A 19,117-nucleotide genomic window follows, 5' to 3' on the forward strand; every position below is an offset into this window, starting at 1 on the left:
GGAAGGACCACCGGCAGGCCGGAAGGCTCATCTTATTGAGGACCGGGGCGCGTTGAGAGATGACGGAAACCCAGTGGCCTCTTGTGGAGCCCTGCGTTTTCAGCTTGAATTAGCGCCGTCGCACTGGGCGATTTTGTGCAGTTCTTGGTCTCGCAGGTGCCTGGCACCGCCTTTAGGAAGAAGCTTCAGTGAAAGCGTTGCACTGGCTGGGTGCCGTCCGGACAATGGCCCGTCCGCGCGGCAGGGCACGGGTCATGACCAACGCTGCCGCGGCATTGACCCTGCTGGCGGGCCTGTTCTCCCTCAGCCTCACGTCCGCCGCCACCGTTCCGAGCGCCACGGCCGCGGACATCAAGCCGGGGGAGTGGGTTTCCCTGGCCTCCGGCCCGGTCCCGGCCACCAACCCGCTGCAGGGATTCGTCCCGTACGCCGGACAGTACAACTCCCTGCCGTATTCCATGGAATGGTTCTACCTCCCGGTGAACGCAGTGGCCACCGGGCCGGGGACCTACGACTGGTCCGCCCTGGAAGCGCAGCTGAACGCCATTGCCGCGCGCGGCCATCAGGCCGTCTTCAGGTTCTACCTGGACTACCCCGGCAAGCCCACCGGCGTTCCCGCCTACCTGCTGGACGCCGGCCTGGCCACCCACGCCTACACCGACTACGGCAACCAGGGCATCAGCGTTTCCCCCGACTACAACGATCCGCGCCTGGCCCAGGCGGTGGACAGCTTCATTGCTGCCTTTGGGTCACGGTACGACGGCGACCGGCGCATCGGCTTCATCCAGGCGGGCCTGCTGGGCTTCTGGGGCGAATGGCACACCTACCCGCACGACGGGTGGGCTACGCCGGAAAACTGGTCCGCCTCGGCCACGGGACAACAGCTGGTCCTGCAGGCCTACACGGCCGCCTTCACCAAGACCAAGGTGCAGGTGCGGTACCCCTCCACGGCCAACAGCAATATGAACGTGGGGTACCACGACGATTCGTTCGCCGCCGAAACCCTGCCCGGATCCGGCTGGAGCTTCGTGGACAAACTGCAGCAGGCCGGCGCAACGGGTAAATGGCTCACCCAGCCGGTGGGCGGGGAACTCCGGCCCGAACTTCAGCAGTGCCTGTTTGACGCGAATCCGTGCTCCTGGGCCGCTCCGGAGCAGCGGGACTTCACCGGGAGCGTGGCGGCGACGCATGCCTCCTGGCTGCTCAACCAGTACGCCTTCAGCCCGGCCTACGTGGGGACCGCGCAGGCAACTGCCGCCGCGGCGTCCCAGTCCCTGGGCTACCGGTTCCAGGCCACCGGCTTCTCCCTGGCGCCGGGAACGGTGGCTGGGCAAAGCACCCTCAGCGTCACCATCCGGAACACCGGGGCGGCGCCGTTCTACTACGACTGGCCGGTGCAGGTGGCTGCGGTGGGCGGCGACGGGAAGATCGCCAGGACCTGGACCACGTCCTGGCGCCTGACCGCCATCAAACCCGGCATGGCACCCACCCTGGCAACACCGCTTAGTACCGGAGGGCTCCCGGCAGGTCCCTACACGCTGGTCCTGCGGCCGGTGAACCCGTTGGCCAACGGCGTCCCGCTGCGCTTCGCCAACGCCGGCCAGGACCAGACCCTGCCTGGCTGGCTGACGCTGGGGCGCACGTCCGTTTAGGCTTCTTGGGTCAGAGCAGTGCCGGGGCGGCCTGCGGGATGGCGGCTGCCGCCTCTTCGCGGTAGCCGTTGGGATTGTTCTGCTGCCACCGCCAGGCGTCGGCACACATGTTTTCCAGCGTTTCGGACGCCTTCCACCCCAGGTCGCGGAAGGCCGCCGTCGGATCCGCCAGGCTGACCGGGGCGTCACCCGGACGCCGCTCCGCCACGCTGTAGGGGACCGGCGTCTGCGCCGCGTGTTCAAAGGCGCGGATGATCTCCAGGACCGAATGGCCGCTGCCGCTGCCCAGGTTCCAGGTGTGCACACCGCGGTGGGCGGCCAGGTAGTCAAGGGCCGCCAGGTGTCCGGCGGCGAGGTCCATCACATGGATGTAGTCCCGGACCCCGGTGCCGTCCGGCGTGGGGTAGTCCCCGCCGAAGACGTTCAGCTTGTCCCGGCGCCCTACGGCCACCTGCGTGACGTACGGGAAGAGGTTGTTCGGCGGGCCCTGCGGGTCCTCACCGATCAGGCCGGACGGGTGCGCGCCCACCGGGTTGAAGTAGCGCAGGAGGGCCAGCCGCCACCGCGAGTCGGAGGCCTGCACGTCCGTGAGGATTTCCTCGATCTGCTGCTTGGTCCTGCCGTAGGGGTTGGTGGCCCCCAGCCGGCTGTCCTCCGTCAGTGGCATCTGCGGGTTGCTGCCGTAGACCGTGGCGGAGGAGCTGAACACCAGGGTCCGCACGCCGTGGGTGTCCATGGCCTCCAGCAGGTTCAGGGTGCCGGTGACGTTGTTGCGGTAGTAGCGCAGCGGCTGGGACACCGATTCGCCCACGGCCTTCAGGCCCGCGAAGTGGATCACCGCATCAACCTGCGCGGCAGCGAACACCCGGTCCAGGGCCGCCGGGTCCGTGATGTCCGCATGGTGGAAGGCCAGGCTGCGGCCGGCGAGCTGCTGGACGCGCAGCAGCGATTCCTCCTGGGAGTTGCTGAGGTTGTCCACCGCCGTGACGTCATGCCCGGCCTGGAGCAGCTGGAGGATGGTGTGGGAGCCGATGTACCCGGAACCGCCGGTAACCAGAACTTTAATGTCTCTGCCCTCGCTGATAGACAACCCCGCTCTGCGGAGCCAGAACAACATGGTGGGGTGCCGGCTGCCCGGCGGCGTCAACCAGCCCGGAAGGGACCTTGACGCGGCGACGGCTGCGGCCGTCATTGTTGAAGTTCACTGCCGCCCAGCCGCCGCTGAACGTCCGCTGCCACACGTGCCGGCGGCCCTGGGGCTGCCCCTGCGGATCCCCCAGGGGCCAGTCCAGTTCCGCGATGTGCTGGGTGCGGCTGTAGTCGTCGTGGCCCGTGGCCGTGTAGGAGCCCGCGCCGCCGCCGAAGATCCAGAACGCCGCCAGGCCGTACCTGAAGTTGGGGTGGGCGTCGTCGCCGTCGGTGGGGACGCGAAGGATGGACAGGCCGGGCCCGTCCGCCTGGGCCAGCTGCGCCTCGGCCGTGCGGGGATCGAACAGGTGGGCCGGCCCGTAGCCCAGCCACACTTCCTCGAAGCCGCCGCCGTACGCCGCGTGGGAGTCCCAGCGGCCCGGCAGGCGCCGGGATTCGGCAATGTTGGGCACCAGCACCTTGCCAACGCCGTTCAATGCTGCGCCCGCCGCGTGGACCAGCGTGTCCAGGCCGTCCCGGAAGTCGGCCATGGAGGCTGCCTCCTGGACCGGGGGCCGGATACCGTAGTAGTCCTCGAAGACGTCGTTGTCCGCCATGACCCCGTCAAAGGGGGAGCCGTCCAGTTCGGTGGTGACGTTCTGCACCCAGCGGGCACGGTAGGCCGGGTCCCAGACCTTCATCTGCCAGTGCCCGCCGTAGCCGTTCCACTCGATGCGCCCGCCGTTCAGCCGCGTGGCGAACCAGGCGCCGCCGTCGTCCTCTGCCTCCCGGTACGTCACGCCGGAACTGTAGATGGGCCCCGGTTCGTAGGCGCGGGTGGAGGACAGGCACTTGTAGCAGAGGACCGTCATGTCCGGGCGGCGGCGCTTGAGCTCCGCCGCCGCATCCAGCTCCCACGGCTGCAGGATGGCCGCACGGTAGTGCTCCGCCGCGAAGTCGATCTGCTCCCGGGAGATGGGATCCCCGTAGCGGATCCACGCACCCACACCGGTCACAGCGGAACCACGGTGAGGGCCTCGGTGGGAAGCTGGTTGGCCGTGTCCAGGTCCGCCGGTTCCGCTACCGGGAGGTCGCCCAGCGCGCGGTAGATCTGGTTGTAGGAGGACATGACCTCGTGCATCTGGAAGAACTCCTGCACGCGGGTGCGGGCGTTGGCCGCGTAGGTGCCGTAGGCGTCCAGGTTGCCGATCACGGCCTGGACGGCGTCCGCCATCTGCACCACGTTGCCCGGGGTGACCGTTTCGCCGCACGCGCCGATGGTCTTCCCGGCCGTGGTCAGCAGGTCATCGGCGATCAGCTGGGCCACGCCGCCAACATCGGAGCCCACCGTGGGGATGCCGGCCGCCATGGCTTCCAGGATCACGATCGGCTGGCCCTCGTTGTAGCTGGGGAGCACCAGGAGGTCGAACTGGTCCAGCATCTCGCGGACGTTGACGGTGCCGTGGATGGTTACCTTGTCCTGCAGGCCCAGGGCCTCGATCTTGGCCAGGCAGGCCTCGTAGTATTCGGGCACGTGCTCGGTGGGGCCCAGCACGTCCAGGTGCAGGTTGGGGTACCCGCGCTCCACCAGGACCTCCATGCTGGAGAGCAGGTCAAGCAGGCCCTTGATGGGCACCACGCGGGCAATGTAGACCAGCCGCCACACGTGGTCCGCGGCGTTTTCCCCGATGGTCTCCAGGGCCTGCCGGCGGGCCCGGAACTTCTCGTCGAACTCCTCGATGACCATGCCGTTGGGCACCACCACGGACTTGTCGATGTCGGTGCCCAGGCGGGCAGCCTCGGTGATGGCGGTGGGGTACAGGTAGGTGATCAGGCGGGCGCTGGGGTAGCAGAAGCGGCCCATTTCCGTCCACCAGGCCATCCAGGCGCGCTGCTCTGCCGTGACGTCGAAGGTCCGGTAATCCTCTGCCGTGATGGACAGGGCCATGTTCCGGTCCAGCAGGGTGTTCACGGTGTCCCGGACGTACAGGTTGTGCTCGGTCAGCAGGAACGCGGTGTCATGGTCCCGTGCGGCCGCCGCGCCCAGCAGGGAGGCGTAGCCGGTGGTGTGCGCGTGGTAGACCTTGGCCCGGGGCATGGTCTCCCCGGTAATGGCGTAGGCCAGGGAGAAGAAGTTCCGCAGCACCCAGAAGGATTCGGCCAGCGGCAGGTTCAGCTGCGGCATCCGGTCCTGCAGGGCCTGCATGAATTCCCGGGACCCCAGCAGGGCCCACAGGGGGAACTGCCGGGTGCGCCGGTTCAGGCCCTGGTCAATCAGGTCCCACAGCGGCTCCACCTCGCCGCGTTCAGACAGGGCGTAGATGGCGTCGAACAGGCGGTGGGACAGCTCCTCGCGCTGCCTGGAGTCCATGCCCAGGTCCTTGACGGTGGCCGCCATGTAGTCGTGCCGGTGCTCCTCCATGCTGAGGAACACGGTCCGGACCCAGAGCACGTTGGCGGGCATGCCGTAGAGGTCCGTCAGCGGCGCGCTGGAGTCCCAGGTGATGTGGATGATGCCGTAGCTGAGGTCCGGGTTGTGGGTGACGATGTCGTGCACCACGGCCGAGACGCCGCCCTTGAGGTACGGGTAGGTGGACTCCATCACGATGGCCACGTCAACGTCCTGGTACTCGAGCTCCCGGGCCGCGGCAACCGGGCCCGCCGCAGCTGCCGGTGACGCGGAGAGCGCCAGCGGGGCCGGGTTGCTGTTCCAGCGGGTCTTAAGGTTCTTTAGGGTCGAGTACATGGTTGTTTCCTCACCTGGTGTTCTGAAGGCTCAAGAGTTTCGGACTGACGGAGGGACGTGCTGCGGCGGCGGGAGCCGGGTCACCACGTGGTGGCGTGCCGCCAAAAGAGCGTGTATTCGGGCTGGCTCCAGTGCCGCTTGTAGAGCGTCCAGCCGACGGCAATGAGGACGAAGTCCGCAGCGCCCAGGATCAGGTAGCTGGCCGAGTGCAGCGACGAGCCGATCAGGGAGGCGCCGCCGGCGAAGGCTGCGATGCACGCGGCAAGGTGCACGGCGCCCAGGATCTGGGGCGTGACCTGCTCCCCGATGAAGTCCAGCTCGTAGTTCAGGAGCGTGAGCAGCATGAAGGTCCATGAGGCCAGGGCGGCGGCGACCGTCAGGACCGTGTTGGCGGGATCCAGGCCGGATACTGCCAGCGAGACCGTGAGGGTCAGCAGCGCCGCGATGGCTCCGGTGAGCACCACGGAGCGGTCCAGGACGCGGACCAGCCGGTTGGAGCTGCCCTTGAGGACGCTGACCGGGGCGGTGGCGATGTCCTTGTGCAGCCTGCCGAGGGCCCGGTCCACGCCGGGGGCCAGGTGGACGAAGTAAAAGTTGTAGGCGATGACGGCCGGGAGCATGGCGGCGAAGACGGCCACCACCTGGAACGCGCCGCCGGTCACCAGGAACAGGGCGTACTTGTCAGCCCAGAGGACGGCGCCCATGAGCAGGCCGCGGATCAGGTCCGTACCGAAGACGCGGGCGCCCAGGTGCTGGGTGAAACTCATGTGGCGCAGGCCGGAGCGCATGGCCACCAGTTGCGTGGCGGTTCCCACCAGCGGCGGCAGCCACCACAGGGTGGGTGCCAGGAACAGTGCGGCGGCGTAGCCGGACCAGGCGGCAGCCCAGAGGCCGCGGCGGTTGGCCACGTTGGCCAGCACCAGGGACTGGACGAACAGCAGGTGCAGGACGCACAGCACCACGTAATGCATCATGGCGTCCCAGGCCCAGCCGGTGGCCAGCCACAGCGGAACCGCGAACACGGCCACCAGCGGCAGGGACTGGATGAACATCATGGGCCAGAACTGGCAGAACCGGCGCGTGATCTCGCCGATGTTGCGTTCGGCCATGAGATCACCGAGCACGCGGTAGATGGGAAGGCAGGCTGCCTGCGCCAGCCACGGCACCGTAACCGAGGAGGCGAGCACCACGTAGGTCAGCGGCACGCCCGCGACGTCGATGCCGGCCATGGCGGGGCTGACCAGCGGGTAGACCGCGTTCAGCAGCAGCACCGGGGACAGATAGAGGAGCAGGGCCGCACCCAGGCGTTCCTGGGAACCGCCGGCGGCCCGCTGGTCCGCTTTGGAGATGCGGGGCGTGGCGATGAGCGCCACCGCCAGGAGCAACGGCAGGATGGCTGCCGCCAGGACCAGGACGGGGGAGCCGTCCGTCAGGAACCGGCTGCCGAACGGCACCATGCCGGAGAGCACCAGGCCGACGATGACGAACACGAACATTTGGCGGGCATAGGTGTCTTGCAGCAAATATTTCAGTGACGTCATGTCTTCCTTCGGGCGGCAGGCGGGAGCTGAGAAACCGGTTGCCAGGGCACACGCGACCAGTCAGCCGCGCCCAGGGCAGCGGTGACGTCAGCGTCGTGAAGCAGTAGGGGTGTAAACGGGAGACCGGAGATGGGGACCGGCGGCGACTGGGGGAGTGCTGCCCCGTCTCAGAAGGGCGCACACCGCCGCCGGCCCCGGCTAAACCCGGGCAGCCCCTGCTGGGGAACCCGGAACCTTGCGGGGGGCGTAAAAAACGCGTTCCGCTCCACGTAGGAGCGGCCCGCAGATGACACTATGAGGCCAAGATCAAGAACGGACCATTAAATCGGTTAATAAAAATCCAATGATTTGAGCAAAGGTTCATAAGGCTTCCTTAAGAAAATTGGAGCCGTGTTAAGCCGCGCCGAATCCGGTCCTGCCGGAGAGCTACGCAAAAGTGCTCATCATGCTTACTGGTGGTGTTCCCTGCTGAGGCGGGGCGGAGAAGCCGCGGAGCGGCGGGTGTGGGGCGCCCGCGGCGGGCCAGCGTTTCGTGGTGGCCACGGCGGGGGCGCGCCCAGGGCACCGTGGCGGCCCGACGGCGGACGTACCGCCGTGGGGTGGGGCGAACCCGCGCGGGACGCGGGACAGACCGGGATGAAACGGCAGCCTGAAGAGTTCCGGGCCCGGATTGCGGCACAAAAAAGGCCGGTACGCCAGCGGAATCCGCGGCGTACCGGCCTCAGCGGTTGTTGTTAGTCCTCACCCTCCTGGGTCCGCAGGCGGCGCCGGATCAGGAACCCGGCCACCACCAGACCGATGACCAGGACCGCGGCAACGATCCCCACCACAACCAGCTGCGCGGGAACCGCGTTGTCCGCGGTGGCGGTGGTGGAAGCGGGGGCCGCCGCGGGCGAGGAGTTCGGGCCGCCGGCGGTGAAAGTGAACGTCCCTTCAATGGGGTGGCCGTCCGAGGACACCACCCGCCACACCACGGTGTACTTACCCTCCGGAGTGCCCGGCTTGACCGGCTGGCTGACCACGTTGTCCACGATCTGCACCGGCCCGTCCGCCTGGTCGGTGCCGGTGGCGTCCTCCACCCGGACAATCGAGTTGATCGCGATGGGGGTGTGGTCGAAGGTCAGCTCGATCTTCGCCGGCATGGCACTGACCGTGGATCCGTTGGCCGGATTGCTGGAGTCCAGGGAGTCGTGCGCCTGGGCCGGCGCTGACGAAACCAGCAGGAACGCGGCGGTGGCCAGCGGCAGCAGGACGCGTGCCAGCCAGGCCGCCGGGAATGACGTTCGCTTCACGGCCCGGCCCTACTTTCCGGCGGTGCGGGTGCGGCGGCCGGCGAGAACCAGCGCCAGGGCGGCTGCACCGAGCACCAGGCCTGCCGCGCCCAGGACCACGCCCCAGACGGACGTGGCGTCACTGGAAACCTCTGCGGTCCGGGATACTTCCCCGTCACTGTGGGACGCCGTGGAATGGGACGCGGCAGCAGCGTCGTCGGCCGTTGTCACGAACGACGGAGCCGGGTGCTTGGGCTCCGGCTGCCCTTCGGCGCTTTCTTCATCCCACTTCACCACGCTGCCGTCCGTGTACGTCTGCGCAGCCTTCAGGGTCACCGTGGTGCCTTCGGCGGGGAGCCGGCCCACCGAGAGTGAGAACGCCTGGTACTGGTTCTGGCCCAGCTGGTGGGCCTCGTCCGCGGTCCAGACCACCGAGACGGGGGCCTTGGTGACCGTGGCACCTGCGACGGTGACGGGCTTGGGCAGGTCACCGGTGACCACCTGCGCGGTCCAGCCCTCCACCGGCTTGACAGACACGGAGGTGAACGGGGTATCGGTGGGCAGCGAGACCTCGAGCTTGCTGGTCTTCGCAGTGGGGGATTCGTTGGGGACGTTGAACGTCAGGTGGGAGTAGCCGTTGGCGGCGGTGTCGTCCGGGTCCACGCTGACGTGGGCGGACGCGGCGGTGGCGCCTGCGGCGACGATTCCGGCGGCGGCAGCTGCGGCGGTGAGGGTCTTGAGGGTACGGCGGAATGAGGTGTTCAAGGCAAGCCTTCCAAAGGGTGCGCCAAGGGGACCGCGTGTGCGGCGGCGCGAAAAAAGTTGGACAGCGCGGCGGCCCTTCCTGGCCTGGGTGTGGGCAGGTGGGGACGGCGCGGAGGGGTCGGCAGCCGCTTAGAGTGCGGCCTGGAAGGCCGGTGGCCCGCGGAGGGAAGGCAGCCGCAGGTTGCGCCAGCGGAAAGGAATAACGACGGCGGCCGGCGCCGGGATGTGCGGCCACTCCGGGATGGCGATGGCGGCCAGGATCCGGACGAGGGGGCGCAGCCAGGCGGCCAGCGCCCATGCGGCTGCCTCGCCCTTGGCCAGGACCAGCGCCGTGGCCAGGGTTGCCGCGGCGTGCAGGCCCAGCATCAAAGCTCCCGGCACGGCGGCATGCTCAGGCATCAGGGCAGCGGCCGTGGCGGAGTCCGGCAGGGCGCCGTGGACGTGGGCGCCTTCAGCCGGGGTGAAGGATGTGGACACAGAGAAGGCGTCGAAAGCCCAGTGGAGGAACAGTTGGCTGGACGCCAGGAGCCCGACCATTACCGGGGCGGTGATCTTGACCTTCGAGAGAATGGTGACCGGTGCCAGCACCAGTGCCACGATTCCGGCGGCGATGACCGGCTGCGGCAGGACGCCGCCGGCCAGTACGTGGGCACCTGCGGCCAGGACAAGCATGGCGGCGGTGAAGGCCATGGCCCGGGGGAGGCGGAACGGAGCACTCACGCTATTCGCCGCCCTTCCCTCTACAGTTGCCACCTCTACTTTAGGGAACTGCGGGGCCCAGCAGGTAATCCGTGGGGCAGTGGACCGGTGGCCGTGAATTCAGGGTTCGGGGCGCGGCGCGGGAAGGCCCCCGGCCTGCGTGAACTGTCCACCACCGGCCGGGGGCTTTCCTGTGCTGCTGGGGATGCTGCCCGCTACTCCGCGAGCTTGGCCACCGACTGCGCCCAAAGGAAGAACTTGTTGGTGCCCAGGTCCTTGACCGTCTTGATGTTCAGGGCCTCTTTGAGCTTCTGCGCATCGCTTTCGGACAGGCCCTTGAGTGCCTCCACCGGCGCTGCAGCCAGCTCATCGATGCCCTTGTCGAGGTATTCCTTGTCGAACTTCGCGTTGATTCCAGCCATACTGTCCTCCTGGTGCTCGTTGGGGCCTCACTGTGCCGTGGGACACACTCGATATTCAACCACGGCGCCCTTTGAACGGCGCCCTGTTAGCCGGGTGTGGTGCGCGCAGCCGTCGTACGTTTCTGGCCTTGTCCGACGCGCCCCGCCGTTCTCGCTGCGTTGCGTCATTCTCGACGCGCCCCGCCGCCGCCGACCCGCCCCGCATCTTTCGCTGCGCAGATTCCCGGGCGCACCCCAAATGTGGGCCGCGAAAATGAGCCTGCGCGTCGCGGACGGATTTGCGCGTCGAGGAACGGACCCGGGCGCGGGAGCGGGAACCGGCTCCTACCGCGTGTCCACGTCCTCGAACACCAGGAACGTCTGCGTGTCCAGCACGCCGGGCATGGTCTGCAGCTGGTCGAAGATGACCCGGCGCAGGTCGATGTTGTCCACGGCGCGGACCAGCAGGATCACGTCGAAGTCGCCACCCACCAGCGCAATGTGGTGCACCTCCGGGATGGCACCGAGCTGGTCGCGGAGTTCGCGCCAGGAATCCTGCTTCAGCTTCAGCGTGACGTAGGCCGAGGATTTGAGCCCTGCCTTGATGGGGTCCACCAGCGCCGTGAACCGGGTCAGGACCCCATCCGCCGTGAGCCGGTTGATCCGGGAGTAGGCGTGCGCCCGCGAAATGTGCACGTTTTCGGCCACCTGGGTAACCGACATCCGGCCGTCCCTGGTGAGCTCGGCGATGATCCGGCGGTCTATTCCGTCCAGCGGAACCTCGGCAGCAGCATCCTTGCCCGGCATTTTGTCCACGACCCCCGTCGGTAATCCACGTCACAGTGACAAATCGTCTTCCATAGTAGGCACTTCGGAGCAGCTTCTCCACGATTTGCCCATCCTGTAGATACGAAACCAGCCTCAGGACAATACTGGGAGGGAATAGTGGCTACCGAAGGACGGACCAATGACGATCTCCGCAGACCACACCGCGACGGACACCCCCAGCACTGCAGCGCCCGAAAACGCGCTGACGGAAGCTGTGCAGAAGTTCGGCATCACGGTGGAGGACTACATGCTCCCCGCCCGGCACCAGATCCAGATGGTGGACCCGGACGGCAGCCTGAAACCCAAGGGCGAGCAGGGCACCCAGCCCGGCCACGAATACCCCGTGCCCGGCGACAAGGAACTGCTCGAAGCATACGAACAGCTCGTCGTCGGCCGCCGCGTCAACGACCAGAACTCCGCCCTGGTCCGGCAGGGCCGCATGGCCGTCTACCCCTCCAGCCACGGCCAGGAAGCCTGCCAGGTGGCCGCCGCGATGTGCCTCTCCGACGGCGACTGGATGTTCCCCACCTACCGCGACGCCGTCGCCGTGATGACCCGCGGCGTGGACCCCGTCCAGGTGATGACCATCTTCCGCGGCGACTGGCACGGCGGGTATGACCCCCTCAAGTACAAGGTGGGCATCCAGTGCACCCCGCTGACCACCCAGCTGCTGCACGCCGTCGGGGTGGCCCACGCCGCCAAGCTCCGCGGCGAGGACACCGTGGTCCTGGCCATGTGCGGCGACGGCGCCACCAGCGAAGGCGACTTCCACGAGGCCCTGAACTTCGCCGCCGTCTTCCACCTGCCCGTCATCTTCTTCGTGCAGAACAACAAGTACGCCATCTCGGTGCCGCTGGCGCACCAGTCCGTGGCGCCGTCGCTGGCGCACAAAGCCGTGGGCTACGGCATGGCGGGGGAGCGCGTGGACGGCAACGACGTCGTCGCGCTCCTTGCCGTCCTGGACCGCGCCGTGAAGCTGGCCCGCGAAGGCTCCGGCCCCCTGCTGGTGGAGGCCAACACCTACCGCATGCAGGCCCACACCAACGCCGACGACGACACCCGCTACCGGGAAAGCGCCGAGGTTGCCGAGTGGCGGGCCAAGGATCCCGTGAATAGGATGCGCACCTACCTGACGGACCGGGGCCTGCTGGACGACGACGGCGAGGCCCGGATCCGCGAGCACGCTGAAGCGGTTGCCGCGCAGCTCCGCGAAGGCCTCGGCGAGGACGTCCCCGTGGACCCGCAGGAACTTTTCCGCCACGTGTTCGCGGTGCAAACCCCGCAGCTGAAGGAACAGTCCGCCCTGCTCGCCGACGAGCTGGCCCGCGACGCCGCAGCTAACGATTCGAAGGAGGCCGGCAAGTGAGCCCCACCATCACCACCTCGTCCGAGGCCAACGGCAACGTTTCCGCCGCCACCGCCCGGGCCGCCGCCTCCGCCGCGGCATCAGCGGAGGCCACCGGGCCCCAGCCGGTCACCATGGCCAAGGCGCTCAACACCGCGCTCGCCGACGCCATGCACGCCGACTCCTCCGTCCTGGTATTCGGCGAGGACGTAGGGCTCCTGGGCGGCGTCTTCCGCATCACCGACGGCCTCACCGCCACGTTCGGCGAACAGCGCTGCTTCGACACGCCGCTGGCCGAATCCGGGATCGTGGGCATGGCCGTGGGCATGGCCATCAACGGCATGCGCCCGGTCATCGAAATGCAGTTCGACGCGTTCGCCTACCCCGCGTTCGAGCAGATCGTCAGCCACGTGGCCAAGATGCACAACCGCACCAAGGGCACGGTCAAGCTGCCCATGGTCATCCGCATCCCGTACGGCGGCGGCATCGGCGGAGTGGAGCACCACTGCGACTCCTCCGAGTCCTACTACGCCCACACCGCCGGCCTGAAGGTCTACACCCCGGCCACCGTGGCGGACGGCTACCGCATGCTCCGCGAAGCCATTGACTCCGACGATCCCGTGGTCTTCATGGAACCCAAGAAGATGTACTGGACCAAGGACTCCGTGGACCTGGGCGAGCTGCGGCGCCTTCATACGGAAGGCACGACGACGGGACGCACCTCTGAGGGGCGGGCCGCCGTCGCGCGTCCCGGCACGGACGCCACGCTGATCGCCTACGGTCCGTCCGTGCCCACCGCGCTGGCCGCCGCAGAGGCTGCCGCGTTGGAGGGCCGCTCGCTGGAAGTCATTGACGTGCGGACCATTGTTCCGTTCGACGACGAGACCGTGTGCGAGTCCGTGCGGAAGACCGGCCGGGCCGTGGTGATCGCCGAGGCGCACGGCTTCGCGTCGGTGTCATCCGAGATCGTGGCCCGGGTCCAGGAGCGTTGCTTCCACTACCTGGCCGCCCCCATCCGCCGCGTGACCGGGTTCGACGTCCCCTACCCGGCGCCAAAACTCGAAAAGTATTACCTTCCCGGCGTGGACCGCATCCTCGACGCCGTTGACGACCTTCAGTGGGAGAACTGACCATGAGCGAACCACGCGTATTCTTGCTGCCCGACCTGGGCGAGGGGCTCACCGAAGCCGAGCTGGTGGCCTGGCACGTCTCCGTGGGCGATTCCATCGAGGTGGACCAGCCGATCGCCGAGGTGGAGACCGCCAAGTCAGCGGTGGAGGTGCCCTCTCCCTATGCCGGGATCGTGGCCGAACTGCACGGCAAGCCGGGGGAGACCCTCGACGTGGGGAAGCCGCTGATCTCGGTGACGCCGCTTTCGTCTGGCGCTGCCGCGACGGCTGCTTCGGTGGCAGCCGAGACCTACCGGGAAGAGGAGAAGGCCGGTTCCGGGAATGTGTTGATTGGTTATGGCACCCCTGGCGGGCATGGCCAGGCTCGCCGTACCCGGGCCCGGAAGTCTTCCGTGGCCGTGGACGAGCGGACTGAATCTGCTCCCGCCGAGCTTTCCAAAGAGGATGAGCTTGCCCTCCTGCGTAGCCGGGTGCCCGGCAAGCTTGGTGCCGTGATTTCCCCGCTGGTCCGGCGGATGGCGCGGGAGCATGGCGTGGACTTGGGGGACATCTCCGGTTCCGGCGACAGCGGGTTGATCATGCGCCGTGATGTTGAAGCGGCGCTGCGGACCGTGGCTCCGGCACCTGCTCCTGCTCCCGCATCTGTACCTGCGCCGGAAGCCAAACCGGTGGAAGCGCTGGAACGTCCGGTTGAAACCGTTGAAGCCCAGGGGCGCGACGCGCGGACGGGCCTGCCCATTTCCGCCCGCACCCCGGTCCGCGGTGTGCGCAAAGCCGTGGCCGCCAACATGGCCCGCAGCCGCTCGGAAATCCCGGAAGCGACGGTGTGGGTGGATGTTGACGCCACCGCACTGATGGAGCTGCGCGAGGGGATGAAGGCCGGCGGGGCGCAGGTTCCCGGGCTGCTGGCTTTCATCGCCCGGTTCGTCACCGCGGGGCTGAAGAAGTTCCCGGAGCTGAACACCCGCATCGAGACTGCCGACGACGGCTCGCAGGAGATCGTGGCCTTCGACGGGATCAACCTGGGGTTCGCGGCGCAGACGGACCGCGGCCTGGTGGTGCCCTCGGTCCGCGGGGCCGAGAAGCTCAGCGCCAGGGAACTGGACGCGGAGATCCGCCGCCTCACCCAGGTGGCCCGCGACGGCAAGGCGACCCCGGCTGAGCTGGGCGGCGGAACGTTCACGGTGAACAACTATGGCGTGTTCGGCGTCGACGGCTCAGCGGCGATCATCAACCACCCGGAGGTGGGCATCCTCGGTGTGGGCCGGATCATCGACAAGCCGTGGGTGGTCAACGGCGAGCTGGCTGTCCGCAAGGTCACCGAACTCACGCTGACCTTTGACCACCGGGTCTGCGACGGCGGCACGGCCGGCGGCTTCCTCCGCTTCGTGGCCGACGCCATCGAGAACCCCACGTCGCTCCTGGCGGACATCTAGCCCCGCCGGTTTTCGACACGGAAAACCTTCACCGACACGCAAAGAGGCCGGCGCTGCCCACATCTGGGCCGCGCCGGCCTCTTTCCGCGTCGAAAGGTAATTTGCGCGTCACCTATGGGCCCGCCCAGGCGTTCGCGGCGACGGCAACCACTTGACGGAAACCCTGGTCAGGTGGTTAGTTGGTTGAGTAACTAACCATAGAGCCAAAAGCCACTGCACCAGGAGGTCGCGTTGATTGAGGACGGAAAGCCTCTCTTCGTGCAGATCGCCGAACAGGTTGAAGACTTGATTGTGGACGGAACGGTGGCCGAAGAGGCCCGGGCTCCGTCAACCAACGAGCTTGCAACGTTCTATCGCATCAATCCGGCGACGGCAGCGAAGGGGATCAACATGCTCGTCAGCAAGGGAGTGCTTTACAAGCGCCGCGGCGTGGGCATGTTCGTCGCCCCCGGCGCCCGCGAGCTTCTGCTCAAGGAACGCCGCAATGATTTCGCCCTGCGGTACGTACAACCACTGCTGGCCGAGGCGCGCCGGATCGGGCTTGGCCCTGAGGACGTGGCGGACCTGGTCCGCGCAGGCGAGGCCACGGCGGTACCGGCAACTGCAGCACCAATAGACCAGCCCGACAGAAGGACACCATGAGCGCCGTAATCGAGGTCCGGGACCTCACCAAAAGCTACAAGGACGCCGTCGCCCTGGACGGAATCAGTTTCGACATCGAGCAGAACGCCATTTACGGCCTCCTCGGCCGCAACGGCGCGGGCAAGACCACCGCGATGTCGATCCTCACCGCACAGAACCTGCCCAGCAGCGGACAGGTGAAGGTGTTTGGGGAGAATCCCTACGAGAACCCCAAGGTCCTCAGCCGCATGTGTTTTGTCCGCGAAAGCCAAAAGTACCCGGACGACGCCACGGCCCGCCACGCCTTTGCCGCTGCCCGCCTCTTCTTCCCCAACTGGGATCAAGGCCTCGCGGACGAACTCATCGATGATTTCCAGCTTCCCCTGAAGCGGACCATCAAGAAGCTCTCGCGCGGGCAACTCTCCGCCGTCGGGGTCATCATCGGCCTGGCCTCCCGTGCCGAAATCACCTTCTTCGACGAACCGTACCTGGGGCTGGACGCCGTTGCGCGGCAGACGTTCTATGACCGCCTGCTGGCGGATTACGCGGAGCATCCCCGGACCATCCTCCTCTCCAGCCACCTCATCGATGAGGTTTCAAACCTCATCGAACGCGTGCTCCTTATCGACGCCGGCCGCATCATCATGGACCAATCGGCCGAAGATGCCCGCGCCATGGCCACAAATGTGGTGGGTGATGCCGCCGCGATCGACCGGGCCGTGGGCGGACGCGAAGTCATCCACCGTGAAAGCCTTGGCCGCGTTGCCTCCGTGACTTTTCTCGGCCACCTGGACAATGCCGAACGCTCCGTGCTCGCTGCAGAGGGCCTGGAACTGGCTCCCGTCTCGCTGCAGCAGCTCATTGTCCGCCTCACCCAGCAGCGTTCAGCCGGCGCACCCCACGTCGCTCCGGCTGCCCCGGAAGGAAGCCTCCGATGACCACCCTCAACCCCGTTGCCCACCACACGGCCCCGCGCAACCGCATGCTCAACGTGGTCCGCCTGCAGTTCCTCAACAGGCAAACCTTCCTCTGGGTTCCGGCCCTGATCCTCGGTGGGTCCTGGGCGCTGTCGATGCTTATTTTTTGGATCGTGGGCGGTGCAGGCCAGACCGGAGTGAAAGCCGGAGGCGGTGCCCAGGCGCCCCTGTGGTACTTCCTCGCCCTGGGAATCCAGGCAATGACCATGACTTTCCCGTTCTCCCAGGCGATGAGTTTGACACGGAAAGAGTTCTACCTCGGTTCACTCGCTGCGGCCGCCGTGAGCGGGTTGGGCATGTCGGTGGTGTTTGTCCTGCTGGGCCTGCTGGAACAAGCGACCGGCGGGTATGGCTTCAACGCGTACTTCTCATACCTGGAATGGGTGTGGATGGCAGGCCCGCTGGCTGCCTTCCTGACGTACTTTGCCCTGACCATGTTCTTCTTCGTGGTCGGGTTCTGGTTCGCCACCATCTTCAAGCGGTTCGGAGCCGTTGGTTTGGCAAGCTCCCTGCTGGGAACGGGCGCGGTGCTTGTGGCAGTTGTTGCCCTTGTGACGTTCCGGCAGGCCTGGCCGGCTGTTGCTCAGTGGTTCATGGCGACAGGATCATTGGGCCTTACCCTATGGGGGCTGGCTCTCACAACGGTGCTGGCAATCGGGTCCTATCTCACGCTCCGGCGGATGCCAGTCTGAGGGATGAGCGCCTGCGACAAGTCGTCGCCGGGGCCCTGAAAAATTCTTTCAATTAGGGTCTTTACGCACTGGCAGCAGGTTACTAAAGTGGGACGCGTCATAGTCCGGATGGGCGCCAGAGGCGTCTGGGAAGGGGGATTGCGCATCACCGCTGACCGATACCAGAAGACAAATGACCACTACGTTGAAGGCCCCTCCTAGAGGGGCCTTCCCTTTTGCCCAGGCCCCAGGCCCCAGGCACCAGGCACAACGGAACCGGTGCTAACCGCCCAGTTCTTTGATCCGGCCCTGCAAAAAGCGCCGCTCAACCTCGTTGTCCGTGAGGATCAGCGCCTCTTCGAACGCCACCCGTGCCTCTCCGGGGCGGCCAAGCCGGACCAGAAAGTCGCCGCGGGCGGAAGCCAAGTACGGGTAGCGGGCCAGCTGCGGTTCGGCTCCCAGCAGATCGAGTTCCGCCAGGCCCTCCGCGAAACCCGCCGCGAAGCCCAGGGCGATGGCCCGGTTGAGCCGGACCACCGGGGATGGCCACCGGCCCAGAAGCAGGTCGTAGAGGCCCAGGATTTCCTGCCAGTCCGTGTCCTGCCAGGATCCGCTCCCGTCATGGACTGCTGCGATGGCCGCCATGAGGGCGAAACGCCCCGGGGGCCGGGCAGCCAAAGCGCCGCGCAGGAGCGCCACACCTTCCCCGATGGCCTGCCGGTCCCACCGTGAACGGTCCTGGTCTTCCAGCAGGACCACGTTGTCCTGGTCATCGAGCCGGGCACCCCTGCGCGCCTCGGTAAGCAGGATCAGCGCCAGGAGCCCGGCCACATCGCGGTCCAGGGGAAGCAGGACGCGCAGCATCCTTGCCAGCTCCAGCCCGCGGTCGGCGAGGTCCCGGCGCATCAGGTCGGCTCCGGATGGGGCGGTGTGCCCGGTGGTGTACACCAGGTACACCACGGACAGCACGCCATCCAGCCGCTCGGGCAGCTCGTCCGGCGGCGGCACCCGGTACGGGATGTTGGCTGCTGCGATCTTCTTCTTAGCCCGGGTGATGCGGGCCGCCATGGTGGTCTCGGGGACCAGGAATGCCCGCGCCACCTCCGCCGTGGACAGCCCGCACAGCAGCCGCAGCGTCAGGGCCACCTGGGCTTCAGGCGCAAGCGCTGGATGGCAGCAGGTGAAAATGAGCCGGAGCCGGTCATCCGGGATCCCACCAGGCTCCTCCGCAGGGGACTCCTCCCGCCCCACCAGCCGGGGCAGCGCCCGTTCCGCTGTTGCTGCGCGCCGGTGCATCTCCAGGGCCCGCCGTCGTGCCGTCACCGTGAGCCACGCACCTGGGTTCCGGGGAATGCCGCCGTCGCCCCAGGTGGCCAAAGCCGCGGCGTACGCGTCCTGGACGGCTTCCTCGGCGGCGTCGATGCTGCCGGCAACACGGACCGTGGCCGCCAGCACGAAGGCCCACTCGCGGCGGTGGGCGTCCGCGACCGCCGCGGCAACCTCCGGGCCGGCGGTCTCCGGCATCAGGTGGCCACCCGCACGGGCCACACCTCTACTCCGACGCCGGCCGGGACTTCCTTGGCGATCTCGAGCGCCTCATCGAGGTCCGCTGCCTCTACGAGGTAATAGCCGCCCAGGGTTTCCTTTGACTCGGCGAAAGGGCCATCCGTGACCAGGAACCCGCCGGCTCCGTCTCGGCGCACCGACGTGGCCGTGGAAGAGGGGTGCAGGGCTGCTCCGCCGAGGAGGGCAGAACCGCGCCGCTGCTGGAACTCCTGGTAGCTGGCGCTGATGGATTCCCCCTCGGCCTGCCGCGCCACCGCCTCGTCCTGGTAAATCAGGATCAGGTATTTGGACATGTGATGCTCCTTTGCCGTTGTGCGGGGCCCTTCACCGTGCCCCTACC

The 19,117-nt window shown here is 67.5% G+C and carries 18 protein-coding genes; 7 read left to right on the plus strand and 11 right to left on the minus strand.

The genetic code is table 11. The features are described 5' to 3' along the window. The first annotated feature begins 188 nt into the window (after positions 1-188). Complete coding sequence (locus HNO81_RS00100; RefSeq protein WP_371818128.1) at positions 189-1,652, plus strand: DUF4832 domain-containing protein; 1,464 nt, start codon at positions 189-191, stop codon at positions 1,650-1,652. A 10-nt stretch (positions 1,653-1,662) separates the two neighbouring features. Here HNO81_RS00100 and galE read toward each other — a convergent pair whose 3' ends face one another. The 9 genes from galE to HNO81_RS00145 all read right to left on the minus strand — a co-directional run bounded on the left by galE (position 1,663) and on the right by HNO81_RS00145 (position 11,010). Continuing rightward, positions 1,663-2,718, minus strand: coding sequence for a UDP-glucose 4-epimerase GalE (gene galE / locus HNO81_RS00105; protein ID WP_175316421.1), 1,056 nt, complete (start codon positions 2,716-2,718; stop codon positions 1,663-1,665). Further along, entirely contained in the window at positions 2,714-3,796 is a 1,083-nt protein-coding gene (locus tag HNO81_RS00110) for a putative glycoside hydrolase family 15 protein (protein ID WP_175316144.1), read from the minus strand. The genes galE and HNO81_RS00110 overlap by 5 nt, the downstream gene beginning before the upstream one ends. Then, a complete protein-coding gene (gene pelF, locus HNO81_RS00115; RefSeq protein ID WP_175316145.1) occupies positions 3,793-5,526 on the minus strand; it encodes a GT4 family glycosyltransferase PelF in 1,734 nt (577 codons plus the stop codon). The genes HNO81_RS00110 and pelF overlap by 4 nt, the downstream gene beginning before the upstream one ends. 80 nt (positions 5,527-5,606) lie before the next feature. Continuing rightward, positions 5,607-7,067 carry a hypothetical protein gene (locus tag HNO81_RS00120; protein ID WP_254703235.1) on the minus strand — a complete coding sequence of 487 codons (1,461 nt, stop codon included), beginning with the start codon at positions 7,065-7,067 and terminating at the stop codon, positions 5,607-5,609. Between the two features lie 734 nt (positions 7,068-7,801). Beyond that, positions 7,802-8,359, minus strand: a complete 558-nt coding sequence (locus HNO81_RS00125; protein WP_175316146.1) for a copper resistance CopC family protein — start codon at positions 8,357-8,359, stop codon at positions 7,802-7,804. A 9-nt stretch (positions 8,360-8,368) separates the two neighbouring features. Next, positions 8,369-9,103, minus strand: coding sequence for a YcnI family protein (locus HNO81_RS00130; protein WP_175316147.1), 735 nt, complete (start codon positions 9,101-9,103; stop codon positions 8,369-8,371). 129 nt (positions 9,104-9,232) lie between these two features. Next, entirely contained in the window at positions 9,233-9,823 is a 591-nt protein-coding gene (locus HNO81_RS00135) for a hypothetical protein (RefSeq protein WP_175316148.1), read from the minus strand. Positions 9,824-10,017: 194 nt separating this feature from the next. Further along, positions 10,018-10,224, minus strand: coding sequence for a hypothetical protein (locus HNO81_RS00140; protein WP_175316149.1), 207 nt, complete (start codon positions 10,222-10,224; stop codon positions 10,018-10,020). Between the two features lie 324 nt (positions 10,225-10,548). After that, positions 10,549-11,010: an Lrp/AsnC family transcriptional regulator gene (locus HNO81_RS00145; RefSeq protein ID WP_175316423.1), complete on the minus strand. Its 462-nt coding sequence runs from the start codon at positions 11,008-11,010 to the stop codon at positions 10,549-10,551. A gap of 160 nt (positions 11,011-11,170) precedes the next feature. On the opposite strand from HNO81_RS00145, the gene pdhA reads away from it, so the two are divergent. From pdhA to HNO81_RS00175, 6 genes are all read left to right on the plus strand, one after another. Next, positions 11,171-12,397, plus strand: coding sequence for a pyruvate dehydrogenase (acetyl-transferring) E1 component subunit alpha (gene pdhA / locus HNO81_RS00150; protein WP_175316150.1), 1,227 nt, complete (start codon positions 11,171-11,173; stop codon positions 12,395-12,397). Then, positions 12,394-13,506 carry an alpha-ketoacid dehydrogenase subunit beta gene (locus HNO81_RS00155; RefSeq protein ID WP_175316151.1) on the plus strand — a complete coding sequence of 371 codons (1,113 nt, stop codon included), beginning with the start codon at positions 12,394-12,396 and terminating at the stop codon, positions 13,504-13,506. Before pdhA ends, HNO81_RS00155 begins: the two co-directional genes overlap by 4 nt. A gap of 2 nt (positions 13,507-13,508) precedes the next feature. Next, complete coding sequence (locus HNO81_RS00160; RefSeq protein WP_175316152.1) at positions 13,509-14,942, plus strand: dihydrolipoamide acetyltransferase family protein; 1,434 nt, start codon at positions 13,509-13,511, stop codon at positions 14,940-14,942. A 231-nt stretch (positions 14,943-15,173) separates the two neighbouring features. Continuing rightward, positions 15,174-15,584, plus strand: coding sequence for a GntR family transcriptional regulator (locus HNO81_RS00165; protein WP_175316153.1), 411 nt, complete (start codon positions 15,174-15,176; stop codon positions 15,582-15,584). Continuing rightward, positions 15,581-16,501 (plus strand): ABC transporter ATP-binding protein, encoded by a 921-nt coding sequence (locus HNO81_RS00170; RefSeq protein WP_175316154.1) that lies wholly within the window; start codon positions 15,581-15,583, stop codon positions 16,499-16,501. The genes HNO81_RS00165 and HNO81_RS00170 overlap by 4 nt, the downstream gene beginning before the upstream one ends. Beyond that, entirely contained in the window at positions 16,498-17,232 is a 735-nt protein-coding gene (locus HNO81_RS00175; RefSeq protein ID WP_175316155.1) for a hypothetical protein, read from the plus strand. Before HNO81_RS00170 ends, HNO81_RS00175 begins: the two co-directional genes overlap by 4 nt. A gap of 261 nt (positions 17,233-17,493) precedes the next feature. On the opposite strand, the gene HNO81_RS00180 is transcribed toward HNO81_RS00175, so the two are convergent. Both HNO81_RS00180 and HNO81_RS00185 read right to left on the minus strand, forming a co-directional pair. Then, entirely contained in the window at positions 17,494-18,735 is a 1,242-nt protein-coding gene (locus HNO81_RS00180; protein WP_175316156.1) for an RNA polymerase sigma factor, read from the minus strand. Beyond that, on the minus strand, positions 18,735-19,070 hold the full coding sequence (locus HNO81_RS00185; RefSeq protein ID WP_175316157.1) for a YciI family protein: 336 nt from the start codon (positions 19,068-19,070) through the stop codon (positions 18,735-18,737). The genes HNO81_RS00180 and HNO81_RS00185 overlap by 1 nt, the downstream gene beginning before the upstream one ends. Positions 19,071-19,117: the final 47 nt, after the last annotated feature.

The sequence above is a fragment of the Pseudarthrobacter sp. C4D7 genome (assembly GCF_013359725.1).
Taxonomy (GTDB): Bacteria; Actinomycetota; Actinomycetes; order Actinomycetales; family Micrococcaceae; genus Arthrobacter.

Excerpts from the sequence above, each read along its gene's own strand:
- HNO81_RS00145 (WP_175316423.1), bottom strand. The coding sequence starts at position 11,010 with ATGCCGGGCAAGGATGCTGCTGCCGAGGTTCCGCTGGACGGAATAGAC.
- HNO81_RS00140 (WP_175316149.1), bottom strand. The coding sequence starts at position 10,224 with ATGGCTGGAATCAACGCGAAGTTCGACAAGGAATACCTCGACAAGGGC.
- HNO81_RS00185 (WP_175316157.1), bottom strand. The coding sequence starts at position 19,070 with ATGTCCAAATACCTGATCCTGATTTACCAGGACGAGGCGGTGGCGCGG.
- HNO81_RS00120 (WP_254703235.1), bottom strand. The coding sequence starts at position 7,067 with ATGACGTCACTGAAATATTTGCTGCAAGACACCTATGCCCGCCAAATG.
- HNO81_RS00170 (WP_175316154.1), top strand. The coding sequence starts at position 15,581 with ATGAGCGCCGTAATCGAGGTCCGGGACCTCACCAAAAGCTACAAGGAC.
- pdhA (WP_175316150.1), top strand. The coding sequence starts at position 11,171 with ATGACGATCTCCGCAGACCACACCGCGACGGACACCCCCAGCACTGCA.
- HNO81_RS00180 (WP_175316156.1), bottom strand. The coding sequence starts at position 18,735 with ATGCCGGAGACCGCCGGCCCGGAGGTTGCCGCGGCGGTCGCGGACGCC.
- HNO81_RS00175 (WP_175316155.1), top strand. The coding sequence starts at position 16,498 with ATGACCACCCTCAACCCCGTTGCCCACCACACGGCCCCGCGCAACCGC.
- HNO81_RS00160 (WP_175316152.1), top strand. The coding sequence starts at position 13,509 with ATGAGCGAACCACGCGTATTCTTGCTGCCCGACCTGGGCGAGGGGCTC.
- pelF (WP_175316145.1), bottom strand. The coding sequence starts at position 5,526 with ATGTACTCGACCCTAAAGAACCTTAAGACCCGCTGGAACAGCAACCCG.